Source organism: Gottfriedia acidiceleris, from assembly GCF_023115465.1.
Taxonomy (GTDB): Bacteria; Bacillota; Bacilli; order Bacillales; family Bacillaceae_G; genus Gottfriedia; species Gottfriedia acidiceleris_B.
In genome coordinates this window covers 3423983-3439314 of the sequence record NZ_CP096034.1, presented here as the reverse complement: position 1 = coordinate 3439314, position 15332 = coordinate 3423983, and the positions used below count along the sequence as shown (strand labels likewise).

Here is a 15332-nt window from a genome sequence, read left to right as displayed (position 1 = left end):
TGGAAAAATTTCATGCTTTTTTTATTAATGTTACGACAGATTTGGCATCGCAAACATTAATTGATCGTGGAGAAGCAGCGTCAATCAATATACTTGGTTATAATTCCTCAAAAACTGCTAACAATTCATTAACACTTTCATTAGGTAAAAAATTTTGTAGTGATGGTCCAGAGATTTTTGGTGTTACACCTGAATTTACTACGACTGACCTAAATGGAAATACACCAATAGGCAAAACAATAGTTGAAGGTGCAAAAATTATTACTGATTATGAATTAAGTAAGATAAATTACAATGGTAAAATTCTAAATGAAAAAGGAATTATGCCTTATTAAGGATGAGTGTTCATGAATTATACAATTGGACAAGTAGCAAAGCTGACAAATAAAAGAAACAGAAGAGAATTTAATGAAAATTCAACAGAAAAATTGGGAAATATGAATATGAAATGAAAGTAAAAATTAAGACAGAAAGTTAGAGCAAAACCTAAAAGTTTAAAATGCCCCGGATTGCTAGCCATAAATAGTAATCGGGGCATTTTTTTATGATAAAGTACCATGTTTAATAAATTGAGGAAGATTATTTCTAATCAAAGTCAAATTAGGTATTAACCTTCATTTTAAATCGTATTTTTAAATGTATTTTAATTAACCTGATCTACTAAAATGCCTAGCTTTTTAGCTACATAGCCAGTTGTACTAGCCTGAATTAGTATCGTCATTAGTATTGCAATAAAGGTGACAGTTGTAATTTCGTCTGCATAATCAACTCCTGCTGCAACAATCATCCCGGAAAGTGCTGCTGGAATTACACCTGTTTCTCTAACCCAAAACATAAACAGAATCTCATTCCATTTCCATTTAGCTTTTCGATCAGGCAATGTACATGCAAGGACTGTAAGTGGTCTTGCAATAAACATAAATACTAAGACAATCAATATGCCTTGTATCCAGAATTTACTTATAATATGAAAATTCACTTGTGTACCTAGTAACATAAAAATAAGTGTTCTCATAATTAAAGTAGACGTATCTGAAAAATGTGCATCGGTTGTTCTTGTTTTTTCCGAAATATGAAGTCGAAACAATTGAGGATTACCTATAATAAGACCAGCAGTAAAAGTAGCCATAAATCCACTTGAATGGATAGATCCAGCTGCAATATATGAGCTTGTCGCAGCAACAAAACTTACAATTTTACTGTATCTTTTTAGCAATCCCCATCTGTGTTCGGATGTAAAAAAAACACCTAAGAAACCAATAACAACTCCTACTAAAATACCACCTCCAGCCTCCTTGATAAAACTCCATATGCTAGATGTAATAGATAATTGAGTTTGTCCTAAAATAACACCCAGAATTGTAAATGCTAAAATGGAACCTGTTGCATCATTAAATGCAGACTCACTTTCTACTGTTTCTTTTACCTTTTCTCGAATGGTAATTTGTTTGAATACAGGAATCAAAGTTGCTGGGTCTGTTGAAGCTATAACGGAGGCCAGTAAAAATGAATATAAAATAGGTATTTTTAATATGTAAAAAGCGGTAAACCCTACTACCGTAGCAGTGATGAGAACCCCGATTATCGATAAAAGTGATATCGTAATCCATACTTTTTTTAGAACAGAGAATTGAATGGCTCTACCTCCATCAAAAAGGATGAGTACCGATCCTAAAACGATTATGAATTGATAAGCAGCGGATTCATTTGGTACTGAGATTATATTAAACACGGATTGGCCTAATATTATACCTGTTATTATAAATAGAGCTACATCAGGAATTTTTATTTTTTCAGCTAATTTCATTGCTAATAAGCCGAAAATCAAAACTAAAGTGATGATATATAACTCATGGTCGACTATTTTCATTACATCTGATTCCATCGTTTAAAGCCCCTCTCAACATTCTTCATTATTTATGTTCTTAGATTGACCTTGATGCACTTGAAATATTTATTAGAAACTCCATTGCTAGAAGACAAGTCGTAATTATTTTTTTTCATCAATGGGAACGCTAAAAATGAACTATTTAATGAGAATAAACAAAATAAGGAAAAAAGTGAGGTTGTACACAATGAAAAAAAGGCCAGAGTTTTCCTTAGATCCTTCTAAAGTTTTAGTGACTGGGTTTGCATTTATCATTCTATTAGGTGCTATTCTTCTAACTCTTCCAATTGCAACGAAAAATGGAGAAGGTCTGAAATGGTTAGATGCGTTATTCACTTCGACATCAGCCACCTGTGTAACAGGACTTGTAGTTGTGGATACAGGTACAACATTTACTGTCTTTGGGCAATTGGTTATATTGTCACTAATACAAGTAGGTGGCTTAGGTTTTATGACATTCGCAACTTTTTTTGCCATTCTATTAGGTAAGAAAATTTCATTGAAAGAACGATTATTATTACAGGAGTCTTTAAACAATTTATCGATAGCGGGAATTGTTCGATTGGTAAAGAGAATCTTTATTTTTACGATTGTAATTGAATTAATTGGTGGGATCTTACTTGCGGTACGTTTTGCAGTTGATTTCCCAATAAAAAAAGCAATTTATTTTGGAATATTTCATTCTATATCAAATTTTAATAATGCTGGGTTTGATTTAATGGGGGGATTTAATAGCCTAACTAGTTATGTAGCAGACCCAATTGTTACGATCGTAATTTCTTTACTCATTACTCTTGGAGGAATTGGTTTTATTGTTATGAACGAGCTATACGAATACAAAGAAACTCGATTTCTCTCTTTACATACAAAAGTTGTTCTTCGGACAAGTCTCTTTTTATTGATAATAGGAACTATCTTTATTTTCTTATTGGAATTCCACAATCCTAAAACTATACAGCCATTGTCTTGGTCAGGTAAATTACTTGGTTCATTGTATCAATCTGTAACACCTAGAACAGCAGGTTCCAATACACTCAATATTCCTGATTTAACACAATCTACACTGTTCATTATTATTATCCTTATGTTCATTGGAGCATCTCCTGGTTCTACAGGAGGTGGAATTAAAACGACTACATTTGCTACTTTATTAGGCGCGGTTCGGTCACAAATTAAAGGGAAAGAAGATGTTGTATTTTTTAATAGAAGTATAATGTACGATACAATTTATAAAGCGCTAACTGTAACGGTAAGTGGTTTACTAATCGTGATGTTTGTAACAATGATTTTAACTATTACGGAACATGGAAAGGACTTCTTAATGATCTTGTTTGAAGCAACTTCTGCTTTCGGTACAGTTGGATTATCAATGGGGTTAACACCTGATTTAACTCCATTTGGAAGAATACTAATTATTTTGACAATGTTTGCAGGAAGAGTGGGACCACTGACAGTTGCTTTTGCTATCACGTTAAGAAGACATTCAGATCCGTTTAAACGTCCAAAAGGAAAAATTATGATAGGTTAAAAAAACATAATTCAAGTTATAGGAGCTATTCGAATATGAAAAAACAATATGCAGTAATTGGGCTTGGAAGATTTGGTTCAGGTATTGTGAATACTTTATTGCAACATGGAAATGAAGTTCTAGTGATCGATATTAATGAAGAACGTATTAATGAAATTGCAGATATTGCAACACATGCAGTGATTGCAGATTCAACTAATGAAGAGTCTTTAAAAGCAATTGGAATCAGTAATTTTGATTCAGTTATTGTAGCAATTGGTAATGATATGCAAGCTAGTATTTTAACAACATTAGTGTTAAATGAACTAAACATTAACAAGATTGTCGTGAAGGCATTAGATAAGCGTCACGGAGAAGTTTTAAAAAAGGTAGGTGCACATTGGGTTATCTATCCTGAGAAGAACATGGGTGAACGGGTAGCACATCAGCTTATGTCACCAAATGTTTTAAACTTTATTGAGCTTGCAAATAATTACAGTATAGAAGAAATAAAGCTTCCTTCTCAGATGGTAGGGAAAACGTTGAAGGAATTAAATATTCGAGTAGAATATAATTTAACTGTAATTGCTATTAAAAGTGAAGGAGTTGTTAATATATCACCCTCACCTGATGAGGTAATACATGAAGGAGATATATTGGTAATGATTGGAGAAAATAGGGATTTGCATCGTTTTTCAAATATTGAATGAATTTAAGAGGAAAAAAATAGGGTAATTACTTTTTTTATATCAAAAAGTTAATTACCCTATTTTTATTGCATTTTAAAATTAATTATTGCTTCTATAGGATAGAGAATAAATTGTTAAATTAATCATTCTTTACGGTACTATTAGTGGTTGTGCTAGTAACTACGCTTGTTACTCCACCGATAGATGAAAGTTTTTTTTATAAGTAGAGTATTTTACAATGTAACTCTTTAAAATCTAAAAAAATATGTAAACGATTACCAAAAAAAGAGCACCTAAAATCATTAATTTCAAGTAATCGTTTACATAATAAATTCCAAAAAACACCAATTGACGAGTGGATTTTAACATGATAAAGTTGGTCTTACGTTTAAAAACGAACGTCAAACCAGGGCCATTTGGTCATGGTTTTTTTATATGAAAAAATCACGAAAGGAGAAAACAAAATGAAAAAAGTAATTTTATCTTTAGTAGTTGGATGTGGATTTTCTATTTTAATGACAGGGTACGAAACGAATAAGTCAGAAGTTAATAAAAAGATCTCTATGTTTAATCAAACTGAGGTACAAAACGTGTTAACAAATACTTTTGCAGTTGATAAAGCACAAGAGATCGTTTGGAATCAAGTGCGATAATTGGTCGCGAAATTTCCGAATTTGGTCTTACGTTAAAAAACGAACGTCAAACCACGGCCAATGGTCATGGTTTTTTTATTTGAAAAGAATAGAGAGGAGAAAACAAAATGAAAAAAGTAATTTTATCTTTAGTAGTTGGATGTGGATTTTCTATTTTATTGACGGGTTACGAAACAAATATGTCAGAAGCTAATAACAAAATTTTTACGTTTAATCAAACAGAAGTGCAAAATGTATTAACAAACTCTTTAGCTACGGGTAAGTCACAACAAATCGTATGGAATCAAGTACGCTAATAATAGCGGGATTAGAGTTGCTTTTATTTTTTAGTCTCAAAAATTCTATTGTAAATTTTTAAAAAAGTCTCTTTACAAATTTATCTTGAAGTTATATATTTACATTTAAATTCTATATTTTTCTAATTCATAACCATAGTTGCTTAATCTTAAAAAGAGCGGGGGAACCATTTCTTTATTGGGGTGAATCCTTTTTTGTAAAGGTAGGGGTATTCTTTAATCCCGAATCCGACAGCTAACCTCGTAAGCATTTAAAGAAGGGGGTTTATTTAGTCTTGTTTTTTAAACACTAAGTAAAGCTTAGTGTTTTTTTGTACGTTTTTTTAAGAAAAGGGGAGAAACACATGCATCATCCGTCCGATTATATAGAACTAGGACTATTTATTTTAGCGATTTTTGGAATTTATTACTCAGTTGCAAATTTTAACAGTGTAAAACGAGTATTTATTGGCAGACCAATGAGAACTGCAGAAATACATGCTCAACATAATAAGTTGATTTGGTTTATTGCCTTGCCGATTCTTGCAGCCGATTTGTATTCATCTGTATCTTATGGACCAGAGGCAGGAATGACAGAGCTAATAGGTCTCGGAGCAAAAGCACACTGGTATATCATACCGATTACAATAGCAACCGTTCTATTACTGGGGATTCTAATTCTTTCTTATATTATGGGGATATTAGCTTATCCTAGTGGTGGTGGGGCTTATGCGATTGCAAAAGACAATTTCAAACCTCGTTGGGTTTCACTAGTGGCTTCGAGTTCGCTATTAGTTGATTATATTTTAACTGTAGCTGTATCAGTTTCTGCTGCTCTTGAAGCTGTGTCATCTGCATACCCAGCTGTTGCACCTTATGAAACAGTTTTAGCTATTTTTTGTGTATTTCTATTATTAGTTGTAAATCTTCGTGGGGTTGCTGAATCAGCTAAAATATTTGCGTGGCCAACATTTGGCTTTATGATTTGTATGTTACTTTTGATTTTCACAGGATTCTTTGACGAATTTCAAAATGGATTTGTACAGCATCATACACCTACATTTGGTACAGTTCCACAAGGATTAAGTATATTACTTGTCTTAAAAGCATTTAGTTCAGCTTGTTCAGCTTTAACAGGTATTGAGACCATTTCAAATGCAGTACCAGTTTTTAGAGAACCTCGTCAAAAAAATGCAATTAAAACATATATAGCACTAGGAGTAATAACTTCAATTACACTTTTAGGCTTTGCATATCATTTATATGTGAACGGAATTTCACCTAATCCAAACGATACGATGTTATCTCAATTAATAAAGGTGTATTTCGGTCACGGAATTCTTTATCAAGTAATAATTTGGTTTACATTTATCATTTTAATTTTGGCAGCAAATTCAACTTTTACAGGATTTTCTCAGTTAGCAGCGATCGTTGCGGCCGATGGATTTTTACCAAGAGGATTTACAAATCGAGGGGATCGTTTAGGTTACTCAAATGGAATTATTGCGCTTGCTGCAGCAGCTAGTATATTAATAATTGCATTCCAAGCTCATACAAATGCGCTGATTCCACTATATGCAATTGGTGTTTTTTTATCTTTTACAATTGCTCAATTAGGTTTAACGAGAAGATGGAAACGAGTAAAAGGACCGAAATGGCAAGTCAAATTAGCAGTAAATATTATCGGTTTAATCGTAACGTCTGTAGTTACTGTTATATTTGCAGTTACTAAATTTTTAGATGGAGCTTGGGTTGTTTTAGTCGTAATTCCAACAATTATTTTCTTTTCCTTAGCAATTTATAAACATTATCAAAATGTTGCAAGTGAATTGCGTATTGATTTAAGTTCATTCAAACCAGAAGCAAATAAAGTCATAACAGTTGTATTAGTTTCAGGAACTCATCGTGTTGTTCATAATACATTATCATTTGCAAAAGGTATTGCGACAGAACCGATAGCTGTTTATGTTGGATTCGATGATGAATCAATTGAAAAAATGGAAGAAAAATGGGAGGAATGGGGTAATCCATGTCGCTTAGTCGTTCTAAAAAGCCCGTATCGTTCAGTACTTGCACCACTTTCAAGATTCATAAAGTTAATTGAAGCAAATGAGCAAGATAGTCATGTTCAAATTGTAATTCCACAATTTATTCCAAAGAGATGGTGGCATAATCTTCTTCATAATCAAACAGCACTTTTACTTCGACTTTGGTTGATTAGTCAAAAAGATGTTGTTGTTACAACAGTTCCATATCATTTAAGGAAATAGTAAAAAAGCATGAAATTATTAAAATTTCATGCTTTTTTAATTGTAATTATTAAAGTACCCGATAAAATACTTGCTAAATTTATTATATTCACTTATCATTTGTATGTACAAACAAATGAAATACAAAGGAGAATTTATATGAAAACTTTAGTTATCGTTGCACATCCAAATATCGAACAATCAAAAGTTAATAAGGCATGGATGAATCGTCTTCAACAAGAGGATGTTACAATTCATAACATATATGCAAGCTATCCAAATTTTGAAATTGATGTAGAAAAAGAGCAAAAATTATTATTAGATCATGATCGAATTGTATTTCAGTTCCCGCTATACTGGTATAGTACGCCTGCTTTATTAAAACAATGGCAAGATTCTGTGTTAAGCTATGGATTTGCTTACGGATCTGAAGGTACTAAACTGCGAGGAAAAGAATTAATACTTGCGATCTCGACAGGTGGACCTGCACTTGCATATCAAGCAGGTGGATATAATCATTACTCGATGAGTGAATTAACTCGACCATTACAAGCTACTGCAAACTTATGTGGAATGCACTTTTTACCTTCATTTTTACTACAGGGAGTTATGAATTTAACAGATGAGAAACTTCAAGAAAGTGCTGAAGAGTTAGCTTCATATATTACAAATCCGAATTTACGTGGAAATCGTTAAATATAAACTGCTGTTAACATTTGTTTTAAGAACTTATTGACAAAGCGTTGTTTTATTTTGTAAGTTGTATATACAAACAAGAGAATTCAGGAGCTGAGCAAATGGAACAATATTTTAGTAATTGTTTATACTTTACTGCTAATCATTTGGCCAGATTAATGAATAAGATGGCAGAAGAGGAATTTGCTCCACTTGGCATTTCTCCAACTTACGCATTTTTATTAATGGCTGTTTATGAACAACCAAGTATTACTCAAACAGATTTAAGTAATATTTTGCACATTGCTCCTTCGACTACAACAAGATTTGTAGAAAAATTAGAAGTCAAAAAACTTGTAGAGCGAAAAAGTGAAGGGAAATTAACATTAGTTAATCTAACTGATAAAGGAATAGCGATCCAAGAAGATATTAAAATATGTTGGAAAAACCTGTATAAGCGCTATGTAGAAATACTTGGAGAGGACTTAGCAAAACAAATAACGTCACACACCTTTCAAGCTGCAATTCAAATTGAATCAACAAAATAATTTAAGATAGAGAAAAATAGAGTCTTTTAAAGGCTCTTTTTTTTTATTTCTATGAGTTTACATGAATAGTTTGAAATTTACTTACTAGGATTCGTCATCATTTAAAAACTATTCTTAATATCTAGGAATGAGTCATACAATATACGAGGTATAAATTTATAAAAATATAACTTTACCAATTAATCTAAATTAAAAGGGTGATGTTATTATGTATTATTATCAAGATTATGGTGATTTGTTTAGAAATCAAAAATTAATTAATGACATTGAAAAAGCGATAAATGGTGAATATTCAGCAATTAGTTGCTATACAAAATTAGCGGATATGACAAAGAATAAAAATGAACGCAAAATAATTTTGGAAATAAAGGAGGATGAAATTAAACATTACAACCAATTTGTCTCAATTTATACTAGCTTAACAGGTAGACATCCACAGGCTAAAGTATCTGAAAATTGTCCCGATACTTATATTGAAGGTTTGGAGTTTGCACTAAAGGATGAGCAAGAAACAGTTGACTTTTACTTAAGTATTTCAGATGAAACATCAAATCAATTCATAAAAAATGCTTTTAATAGAGCAGCAAAAGATGAGCAAAATCATGCTGTATGGTTCCTATATTTTTTTACAAAAAATAAATTAGGTTAGCTAGGGGAGATGATCAATTAGAATGGAAGATCATAATTCGGAATCCTCATCTCAAAAATCACAAATTAAAATCAACAAGTGTGGAGTTTTGCATCAGCACTTAAAGATCCTATTAAAGTAAAATTATGGATCAAGCAGGTAATCTCATTTTAAACCTTTTGCAAGTAGATATATACAAAATACTGATTTTAGAATACAGACCTACTTTGTTCAGCCAGTGCTTATTCCTTAATGGAACAAACTGGCTGAGTCATCTGGTTTCTTGCAGAATCAAAAAATGAAATCGGTATCGCTTATAGAGGTACAGATTCATTTAAAGATAAAATGTTTCTGCATTCTTACTTTCTAGTCTTTAAGATAATTGATAGTACAAATGTAGTATTTCGAAAATTTTTAAAATAAATAGTAACTTTAATGAATCAACTTATTATTGTAATCGATAATTTTCCCCCAACTTCAAGTGGTTTTTAATTACAAAAAACTACAAATTATGTAAAGTGGATGTGAATATCTATTGAAAAAACTGATATTTCTACAATAAATTTGTAATTACGACATATGTTTCAATAAAAGAAAAGAAAGTTAAGTCTTTAGTATGAAAGAAGAACTTTCAAATTCCCCCAATTTACGTTATGCTCTTTTTTTTCAATAATATTATTACATAGGTGGTTTGTAGTGGAATCGAACAAAGATTTAATGAGAGCAAAGGGAGTTTCTTCACCATTAAGTCATAAAGGAATTAAAGTATTAAGCCAACTTATTCAGGACTTGATGGGGAATCACAATTTGAGGGAGCGCTTGTTCCTTTTACAGATCAGAGAAATCTTGCTTTGTTTTAAACGAAGAACAGTAGGTGCAAAAATAAAAATGATTATACGATTAAAGTAGATGTACCAGGACATTTTACAATGTATAAGCCACTTCTTTTATCAAGTGATGTTCGTGGAGAAACAATTGGAAATAGAATAAGCTTTAATCTCATTAAAGCTGCAGCTGGCGATACAAATAAAGATAATGTCATTGATATTTTAGACGCATTAAATATACAAACATATTGGGGTACAAATAAAGTAGGTTGTGATTTGAACTTTGATGGTGTTGTAAACAAAAAAGATATGGATTATGTAGTTAAAAACTTTGGTTTACAAAATAGTTCAATTCCAAATCCACCTAAGGCAAAGACATCATATAAAGGTGTCACGCTTGATGATGTTTTAACTCAATTGGGTTTAAACTAATATCAAATAGGAGAAGCCACTCATTTGGCTTCTCTTTTAAATTTTTATTCTGTATCAATAAGTATGTTAGTTTACATAAAGCTAATACTAAGAATGATGCATTTATTTCGAAAATAAGATAAAATTAATTAAGATATCTGTTCTACAAAGAGAGTGGTGTAACATGAATTTCGATCAGATGGAACATATTGTATACGCAGCTAAAGAAAGATCAATTACAAAAGCTGCAGAAAAATTATTTATATCACCTTCTGGCATGAGTCAATCAATTACTCAGTTAGAAAATGAGCTTGGAATAAAAATTTTTAACCGATCAAAACAAGGTGTAATACCAACTTTTGAAGGACAAATAGTCATAGCAAAGGCACTTGCTTTATTAAGTACCATTAAGGACCTTAATAAAGAAATTCATGATATTAAAAGTAGAAGTAATTCTCATTTGAAAATTTTAACAGCACCTACCTTTACTTATCTTCTTCAAGAAACAATGGTAGAGTTTAATGAGGAACAAAATGAAGTTTCATTTGAAGTAGTTGAAGAAAATCCAGCTAATATTATTCAAAATTTTACTAAACAAGATTACGATTTTGCACTTATTCCTGCTACAAACGAAGAGTTGAAAAAAGAAAGATTCATTGAATATGAACACCTACATTCAGGACATATGTGCATTGCAGTCGGTAAAAAATCACCGTTTTATTCTTATGATTCTGTATCTCCTAGTGAATTAATAGACGCCAAAATAGTAATGTATAAAAACTCGGACTATAAAGCACTACAAAAAGTTTCAAAAATGAATTCTAAAAATGTTGTCCTTCAAACGAATAGAAGTAGCTTACTTTTTGAGTTAGTAAAAGAGAGCCAAGCAATTTTGTATATACATGAATTTTCAATTCGAAATCGTCCAATGGTTAAAAGCGGAGACATTAAAATAATTCCCTTAAAGGATGAGTCAACTTTTGACGTTGACTTTTGGCTGATTTATTTAGCATCGAAAAATTTATCACCATTGGCAAGAGAATTTATTGAGAAAATAAAATTACAGTTTAATAATAGTATAAAAAAAGATAGTGAAGTCAGGGGAATAGACTGACTCCACTATCTTTTTTATTCCTCAATCTGTGACTCGCTTCCAATTGCACCGGTACTTAATATAACTACATTCACCTTTGAATGGATTTTAATAGTGGGATATTCTTTTTCCCAATTTAGTTTTTTCCAAACTCCTGGCTTATGTTCACTTAAGTATTGTCCAATCCCCAGTACATCACTATTGGCAAGCTGAATTTCGTCAATCACGTTTTTGACTCTTTTATTCAAATCATCTCGGATAAATGCCAAAAATTTATCTTCATCTAACATTTTAATTGTCGTCATCTCAGTTATTCTAACCTTAACTTTCAAAGTTACATTTACATCAATCTTATTTTTTGTAGTAGAAACGTTTAATTTTCTACTAGGTCGAATAATTTCATAGGAAATCGTATTATATGGTTCTTTATATTTTTTAGGAAGCTTCGTAATAAAATTGCCGGTATTTCCGTATTTCCCCATCATCATTAAAAGAAGTGGGGATTGTTCTGAAGGGATTAAATGACCTGTATAGCTTCCATGATGAAGTAAACCTGCTCCAACCACTTCTACTCGATCTTTTGGTGTTATATCTATAATTGGTAAAGTGAAGTCAACCTTTTCAGAAGAATACGTGAATATATTATAAAGCTCCATTTTTTGTATAATTGAATTGGTTACAGAATGATCAATTGTGTCTCTTAATATAAATGATAACGGTTTCGAACCAACTGTTTTTAATTCTAAAACTTTTTTTGCAGGTTGTTTATTTGTTATGGCGACTGGAACGTTTAGGTTTGAAAAAGGTCTTCGTCTAAATGTACTTAAAAGATGAATAAACTCTGTTTTTGAGAAGTCTTCACCTAAGAGTATTATTCTAGTTTTGGAAGTCGTTAGATCTCCAGGTAAAAAAGACTGAATATTCATTCCAGCTTGTGATACAGAATCTTTTATAGAATTAACAGATTCGTTTTGAAAGTCGAAAACGCCAGCACCTTTACCGATTATATCTAAGATTAATGCACTAATTTCAATTTTCTTATCTTGATCTAAATCAAAACTAATTCCATTGATTAAAGATTTATCAGAAATTGCTCTTGTGTCCCAACAACCTGTGGTTAATAAAAGTAATGGAAATAAACAAAAAACGATTAATGATTTACGAATCAATTTATTAGCCCCCTAACTTTATGAATAAGGAACAATAGGAATGGAATGATGATAATAAAGATTGGATCCAAATAACTTGCAAAGTTAGTGAGTGTCTCTCTTTTTATAACAAATAATGAAATAAAAGGGTAAAAAGCAAATATGATGAAAAGTAGGAAAAGTACTATACTTTTCCTACTTTTTACAATTAAAGATAAGCGTTTATGTACATCTTCACTAATGATATAAATATAGTTAACTACTGTAGCACAAATGACAATTGTCCAAATGCTTAAAAATAGTGTATCTAGACTGTCAATCATCTTTGATTGATAGGTTTTAAATATATAAAGGATTGGATCTATGATATAACTATTTTCTTTGTTACTTAATCGGATAAACGATGTAAAAATAACAAAAGTATACATAATTGTCGTAAAAAAATTTGCGAGTGATAAAGTAAATAATTTCTTTTTTGTATTTTGAAAGCTTGGTGATAAAAATAAAAAAATTTCGAAACCTAACATTTGAATAAATGAAGAATATGCACCAGAGCTGATACTTTTAATTGGATTTTGACCAATTGGTAATATTCTACCTATATGAACATTTTTATAAGAAGATAGAAGAAATAAGATAAAAATCAGAAAGATAAAAGTACAGAGTACATATGTTCTGGCAATTGTTTGGATGTCCTCTTTTGCGACAAAATATGCGGTGAATAAAAATAAAATGAGTATAAGCCAAGAAGGGCTTTTTGGAAAAATCCATATCGTGATAATATCAGAAAATCTCAAAGATATTAGTAGAACTACATACAAAAAATAGATGTAATAACAAATATTAATACAAGTTCCAATAAATGGATTCGTGATTAGTTTTGTATAGTCAGTAAAACTTTTGTTTGGAAAATTTTTATATAAACTATAATAAAGGAATATTAAAATTTGAACGATTAAACCAGCAATAAGAGTCGAAATCCAACCATCATGGCCAGTTTTTTTATAAATAACATTAGGCAAGCTTGTAATGGCAACACCGAATTGTGTAAATATAATTAAATAGAATAGGTGTTTATTATTGATCATGTTGTTTTCCCTTCCTATTTTTTAACAAAACAAATTCTGAGAAACCTGGATTTTCTACATAACGGTAACTAAATGCTCTAATTTTTGATAGGTGAGCTAAAATCATAAAGATGCCTAAGGAAATACCAATAAATCCAAAAAATGATGAAAGGACTAAGAGAGGTATTCCCATAATTCTTGAAGCAATCGACATTTCCCTTGATGGAAGTGAGAATGATGCAACGGCTGTGAACGCAATGACAACAACCATAGAATTTGAAATTAAATTCGTTTGTACAATAGAGGTCCCTAAGACAATCGCTCCAACTGTACCGATTGTAGACCCAATCGGATTCGGTAGTCTTAAAGGTGCTTCCTTCAAAAGCTCTAAAATAATAATCATCGAAAAGGCTTCAATTATTGGTGGAAGTGGGACATTTTCAATTGATAGTTTTAAAGTATAAAAAATAGAAATCGGTAAAATATTCGAATGATATGTTGTAATAGCAATATAAATTGAAGGTAATAATACAGCAATCCAAAATGCGACCATTCTTAAGCAATAAAAAAATATCCCAAAAAGCCATCGGAAATTAAAATCGTCTACACTACGAAAATAACCATAAATATCACAAGGAAATAATAAGGCATTAGGATCATTATCAATCATAATTGCAGGTTTACCTATTAATAAATGACGAACTGTACGGTCGGGTCTTTCAGTGAACATTACTTGTGGAAAGGGAGAAGAGGGGTACTCTTCGATAATATTTTGAATATGTACGGATTCAATCATTCGTTCAGGTTCAACTTTTCCACTTGACTCTAGCTCTTTTAATTTTTGTTCAATTGTTTCAATCATAGTTTGAGGTGTTATATCGTTCAAATAAAAAATGGAAATCGACACAGGATATTTTTTACCAACTGCCATTTTTTTGATGATTAATTCTTTCGTACGTAATCTTTTTCGAATTAAAGTTGAATTGATGTTTAGACTCTCAACAAAGCTATCATGCGCACCTAATGAAACAGTTTCAGTAAGTGATTCTGATATTGACCGATCGCTATTATTACTTGGTACAGAATATGACTTTGCTTTACTTTTATTATTATCATTAAAAACAATGACGTTACCAGAAAGAATAAACTGAATACATTCATCAAGTGTATTTGCATCTTCTGTATTCAAGATAGTTGTTTTAATTCGATCTGAATCATCTTTTGAAAGAACACGTTCTAGTATATGGGTTTGAATAACTTCTGAATCGATCATTGTGTCTAAATAGAATAAATGAAGAGTTACTTCCCCAGTTGAGTATTTTTTATATTTAAAATCTGAACTTGATTGAAATGAACTTTTGACTTCATCTAACATGGAGGTTTTTTCATTTACTTCCATTCAAACCAACTCCTTAAAAACTCCGTAAAGTATAAAAATAATATTCCCAAGACTGAATTAGATATGTACTGAAAAACAATCCTAAAATACTTATATAATCTGTTATGGAAAAGTTTTCATTATATAAAGATGCCCGATTCGTCTATCTGGGCATTTTTTTAGTATTCGAAACATAAATTTTTTAGAGAATCTTATATTAAAGAAATTTTATAGATAGAAATATAAAGGAGTTTGTAATTTGCAAAAAATATAGAATCATCTTAGCAATATTGAAA

15 protein-coding genes, 1 pseudogene and 1 riboswitch are annotated in these 15332 nt (G+C 31.0%); of the genes and pseudogenes, 12 read left to right on the top strand and 4 right to left on the bottom strand.

The window, feature by feature from the left end; genetic code table 11:
- Nucleotides 1-23 precede the first annotated feature (23 nt).
- Nucleotides 24-335, top strand: a pseudogene (locus MY490_RS16340) (SDR family NAD(P)-dependent oxidoreductase); the annotation flags it as partial.
- A 308-nt stretch (nucleotides 336-643) separates the two neighbouring features.
- Here the strand turns inward: MY490_RS16340 and MY490_RS16335 are convergent.
- Nucleotides 644-1885: a cation:proton antiporter gene (locus MY490_RS16335; protein ID WP_248266631.1), complete on the bottom strand. Its 1242-nt coding sequence runs from the start codon at nucleotides 1883-1885 to the stop codon at nucleotides 644-646.
- 190 nt (nucleotides 1886-2075) lie between these two features.
- Here MY490_RS16335 and MY490_RS16330 point away from each other — a divergent pair, with 190 nt between their 5' ends.
- The 11 genes from MY490_RS16330 to MY490_RS16280 all read left to right on the top strand — a co-directional run bounded on the left by MY490_RS16330 (nucleotide 2076) and on the right by MY490_RS16280 (nucleotide 11464).
- Nucleotides 2076-3416 carry a TrkH family potassium uptake protein gene (locus MY490_RS16330; RefSeq protein ID WP_248266630.1) on the top strand — a complete coding sequence of 447 codons (1341 nt, stop codon included), beginning with the start codon at nucleotides 2076-2078 and terminating at the stop codon, nucleotides 3414-3416.
- A gap of 35 nt (nucleotides 3417-3451) precedes the next feature.
- Nucleotides 3452-4105 (top strand): potassium channel family protein, encoded by a 654-nt coding sequence (locus tag MY490_RS16325; protein ID WP_129689475.1) that lies wholly within the window; start codon nucleotides 3452-3454, stop codon nucleotides 4103-4105.
- Between the two features lie 443 nt (nucleotides 4106-4548).
- On the top strand, nucleotides 4549-4737 hold the full coding sequence (locus MY490_RS16320; RefSeq protein ID WP_248266629.1) for a hypothetical protein: 189 nt from the start codon (nucleotides 4549-4551) through the stop codon (nucleotides 4735-4737).
- A gap of 107 nt (nucleotides 4738-4844) precedes the next feature.
- On the top strand, nucleotides 4845-5033 hold the full coding sequence (locus tag MY490_RS16315; protein ID WP_248266628.1) for a hypothetical protein: 189 nt from the start codon (nucleotides 4845-4847) through the stop codon (nucleotides 5031-5033).
- A gap of 130 nt (nucleotides 5034-5163) precedes the next feature.
- Nucleotides 5164-5298, top strand: a riboswitch (cyclic di-AMP (ydaO/yuaA leader).
- Between the two features lie 79 nt (nucleotides 5299-5377).
- On the top strand, nucleotides 5378-7282 hold the full coding sequence (locus MY490_RS16310) for an APC family permease (protein ID WP_248266627.1): 1905 nt from the start codon (nucleotides 5378-5380) through the stop codon (nucleotides 7280-7282).
- 138 nt (nucleotides 7283-7420) lie between these two features.
- Entirely contained in the window at nucleotides 7421-7957 is a 537-nt protein-coding gene (locus MY490_RS16305; protein WP_248266626.1) for an NAD(P)H-dependent oxidoreductase, read from the top strand.
- A gap of 101 nt (nucleotides 7958-8058) precedes the next feature.
- Complete coding sequence (locus MY490_RS16300) at nucleotides 8059-8484, top strand: MarR family winged helix-turn-helix transcriptional regulator (RefSeq protein WP_248266625.1); 426 nt, start codon at nucleotides 8059-8061, stop codon at nucleotides 8482-8484.
- A 208-nt stretch (nucleotides 8485-8692) separates the two neighbouring features.
- Nucleotides 8693-9133, top strand: coding sequence for a ferritin-like domain-containing protein (locus MY490_RS16295; RefSeq protein WP_248266624.1), 441 nt, complete (start codon nucleotides 8693-8695; stop codon nucleotides 9131-9133).
- Between the two features lie 675 nt (nucleotides 9134-9808).
- On the top strand, nucleotides 9809-10021 hold the full coding sequence (locus MY490_RS16290; RefSeq protein ID WP_248266623.1) for a hypothetical protein: 213 nt from the start codon (nucleotides 9809-9811) through the stop codon (nucleotides 10019-10021).
- Between the two features lie 20 nt (nucleotides 10022-10041).
- Nucleotides 10042-10371 carry a dockerin type I domain-containing protein gene (locus tag MY490_RS16285; RefSeq protein ID WP_248266622.1) on the top strand — a complete coding sequence of 110 codons (330 nt, stop codon included), beginning with the start codon at nucleotides 10042-10044 and terminating at the stop codon, nucleotides 10369-10371.
- 163 nt (nucleotides 10372-10534) lie between these two features.
- The gene (locus tag MY490_RS16280) at nucleotides 10535-11464 is read left to right on the top strand and encodes a LysR family transcriptional regulator (RefSeq protein ID WP_248266621.1); all 930 of its coding nucleotides are present in this window, start codon (nucleotides 10535-10537) and stop codon (nucleotides 11462-11464) included.
- Nucleotides 11465-11478: 14 nt separating this feature from the next.
- On the opposite strand, the gene MY490_RS16275 is transcribed toward MY490_RS16280, so the two are convergent.
- From MY490_RS16275 to MY490_RS16265, 3 genes are read right to left on the bottom strand one after another with little or no spacing between them, the layout of a single operon-like run.
- The gene (locus MY490_RS16275; RefSeq protein WP_248266620.1) at nucleotides 11479-12612 is read right to left on the bottom strand and encodes a Ger(x)C family spore germination protein; all 1134 of its coding nucleotides are present in this window, start codon (nucleotides 12610-12612) and stop codon (nucleotides 11479-11481) included.
- A complete protein-coding gene (locus MY490_RS16270; RefSeq protein WP_248266619.1) occupies nucleotides 12609-13679 on the bottom strand; it encodes a GerAB/ArcD/ProY family transporter in 1071 nt (356 codons plus the stop codon). The genes MY490_RS16275 and MY490_RS16270 overlap by 4 nt, the downstream gene beginning before the upstream one ends.
- Nucleotides 13669-15057, bottom strand: a complete 1389-nt coding sequence (locus MY490_RS16265; RefSeq protein ID WP_248266618.1) for a spore germination protein — start codon at nucleotides 15055-15057, stop codon at nucleotides 13669-13671. The genes MY490_RS16270 and MY490_RS16265 overlap by 11 nt, the downstream gene beginning before the upstream one ends.
- Nucleotides 15058-15332 lie beyond the last annotated feature (275 nt).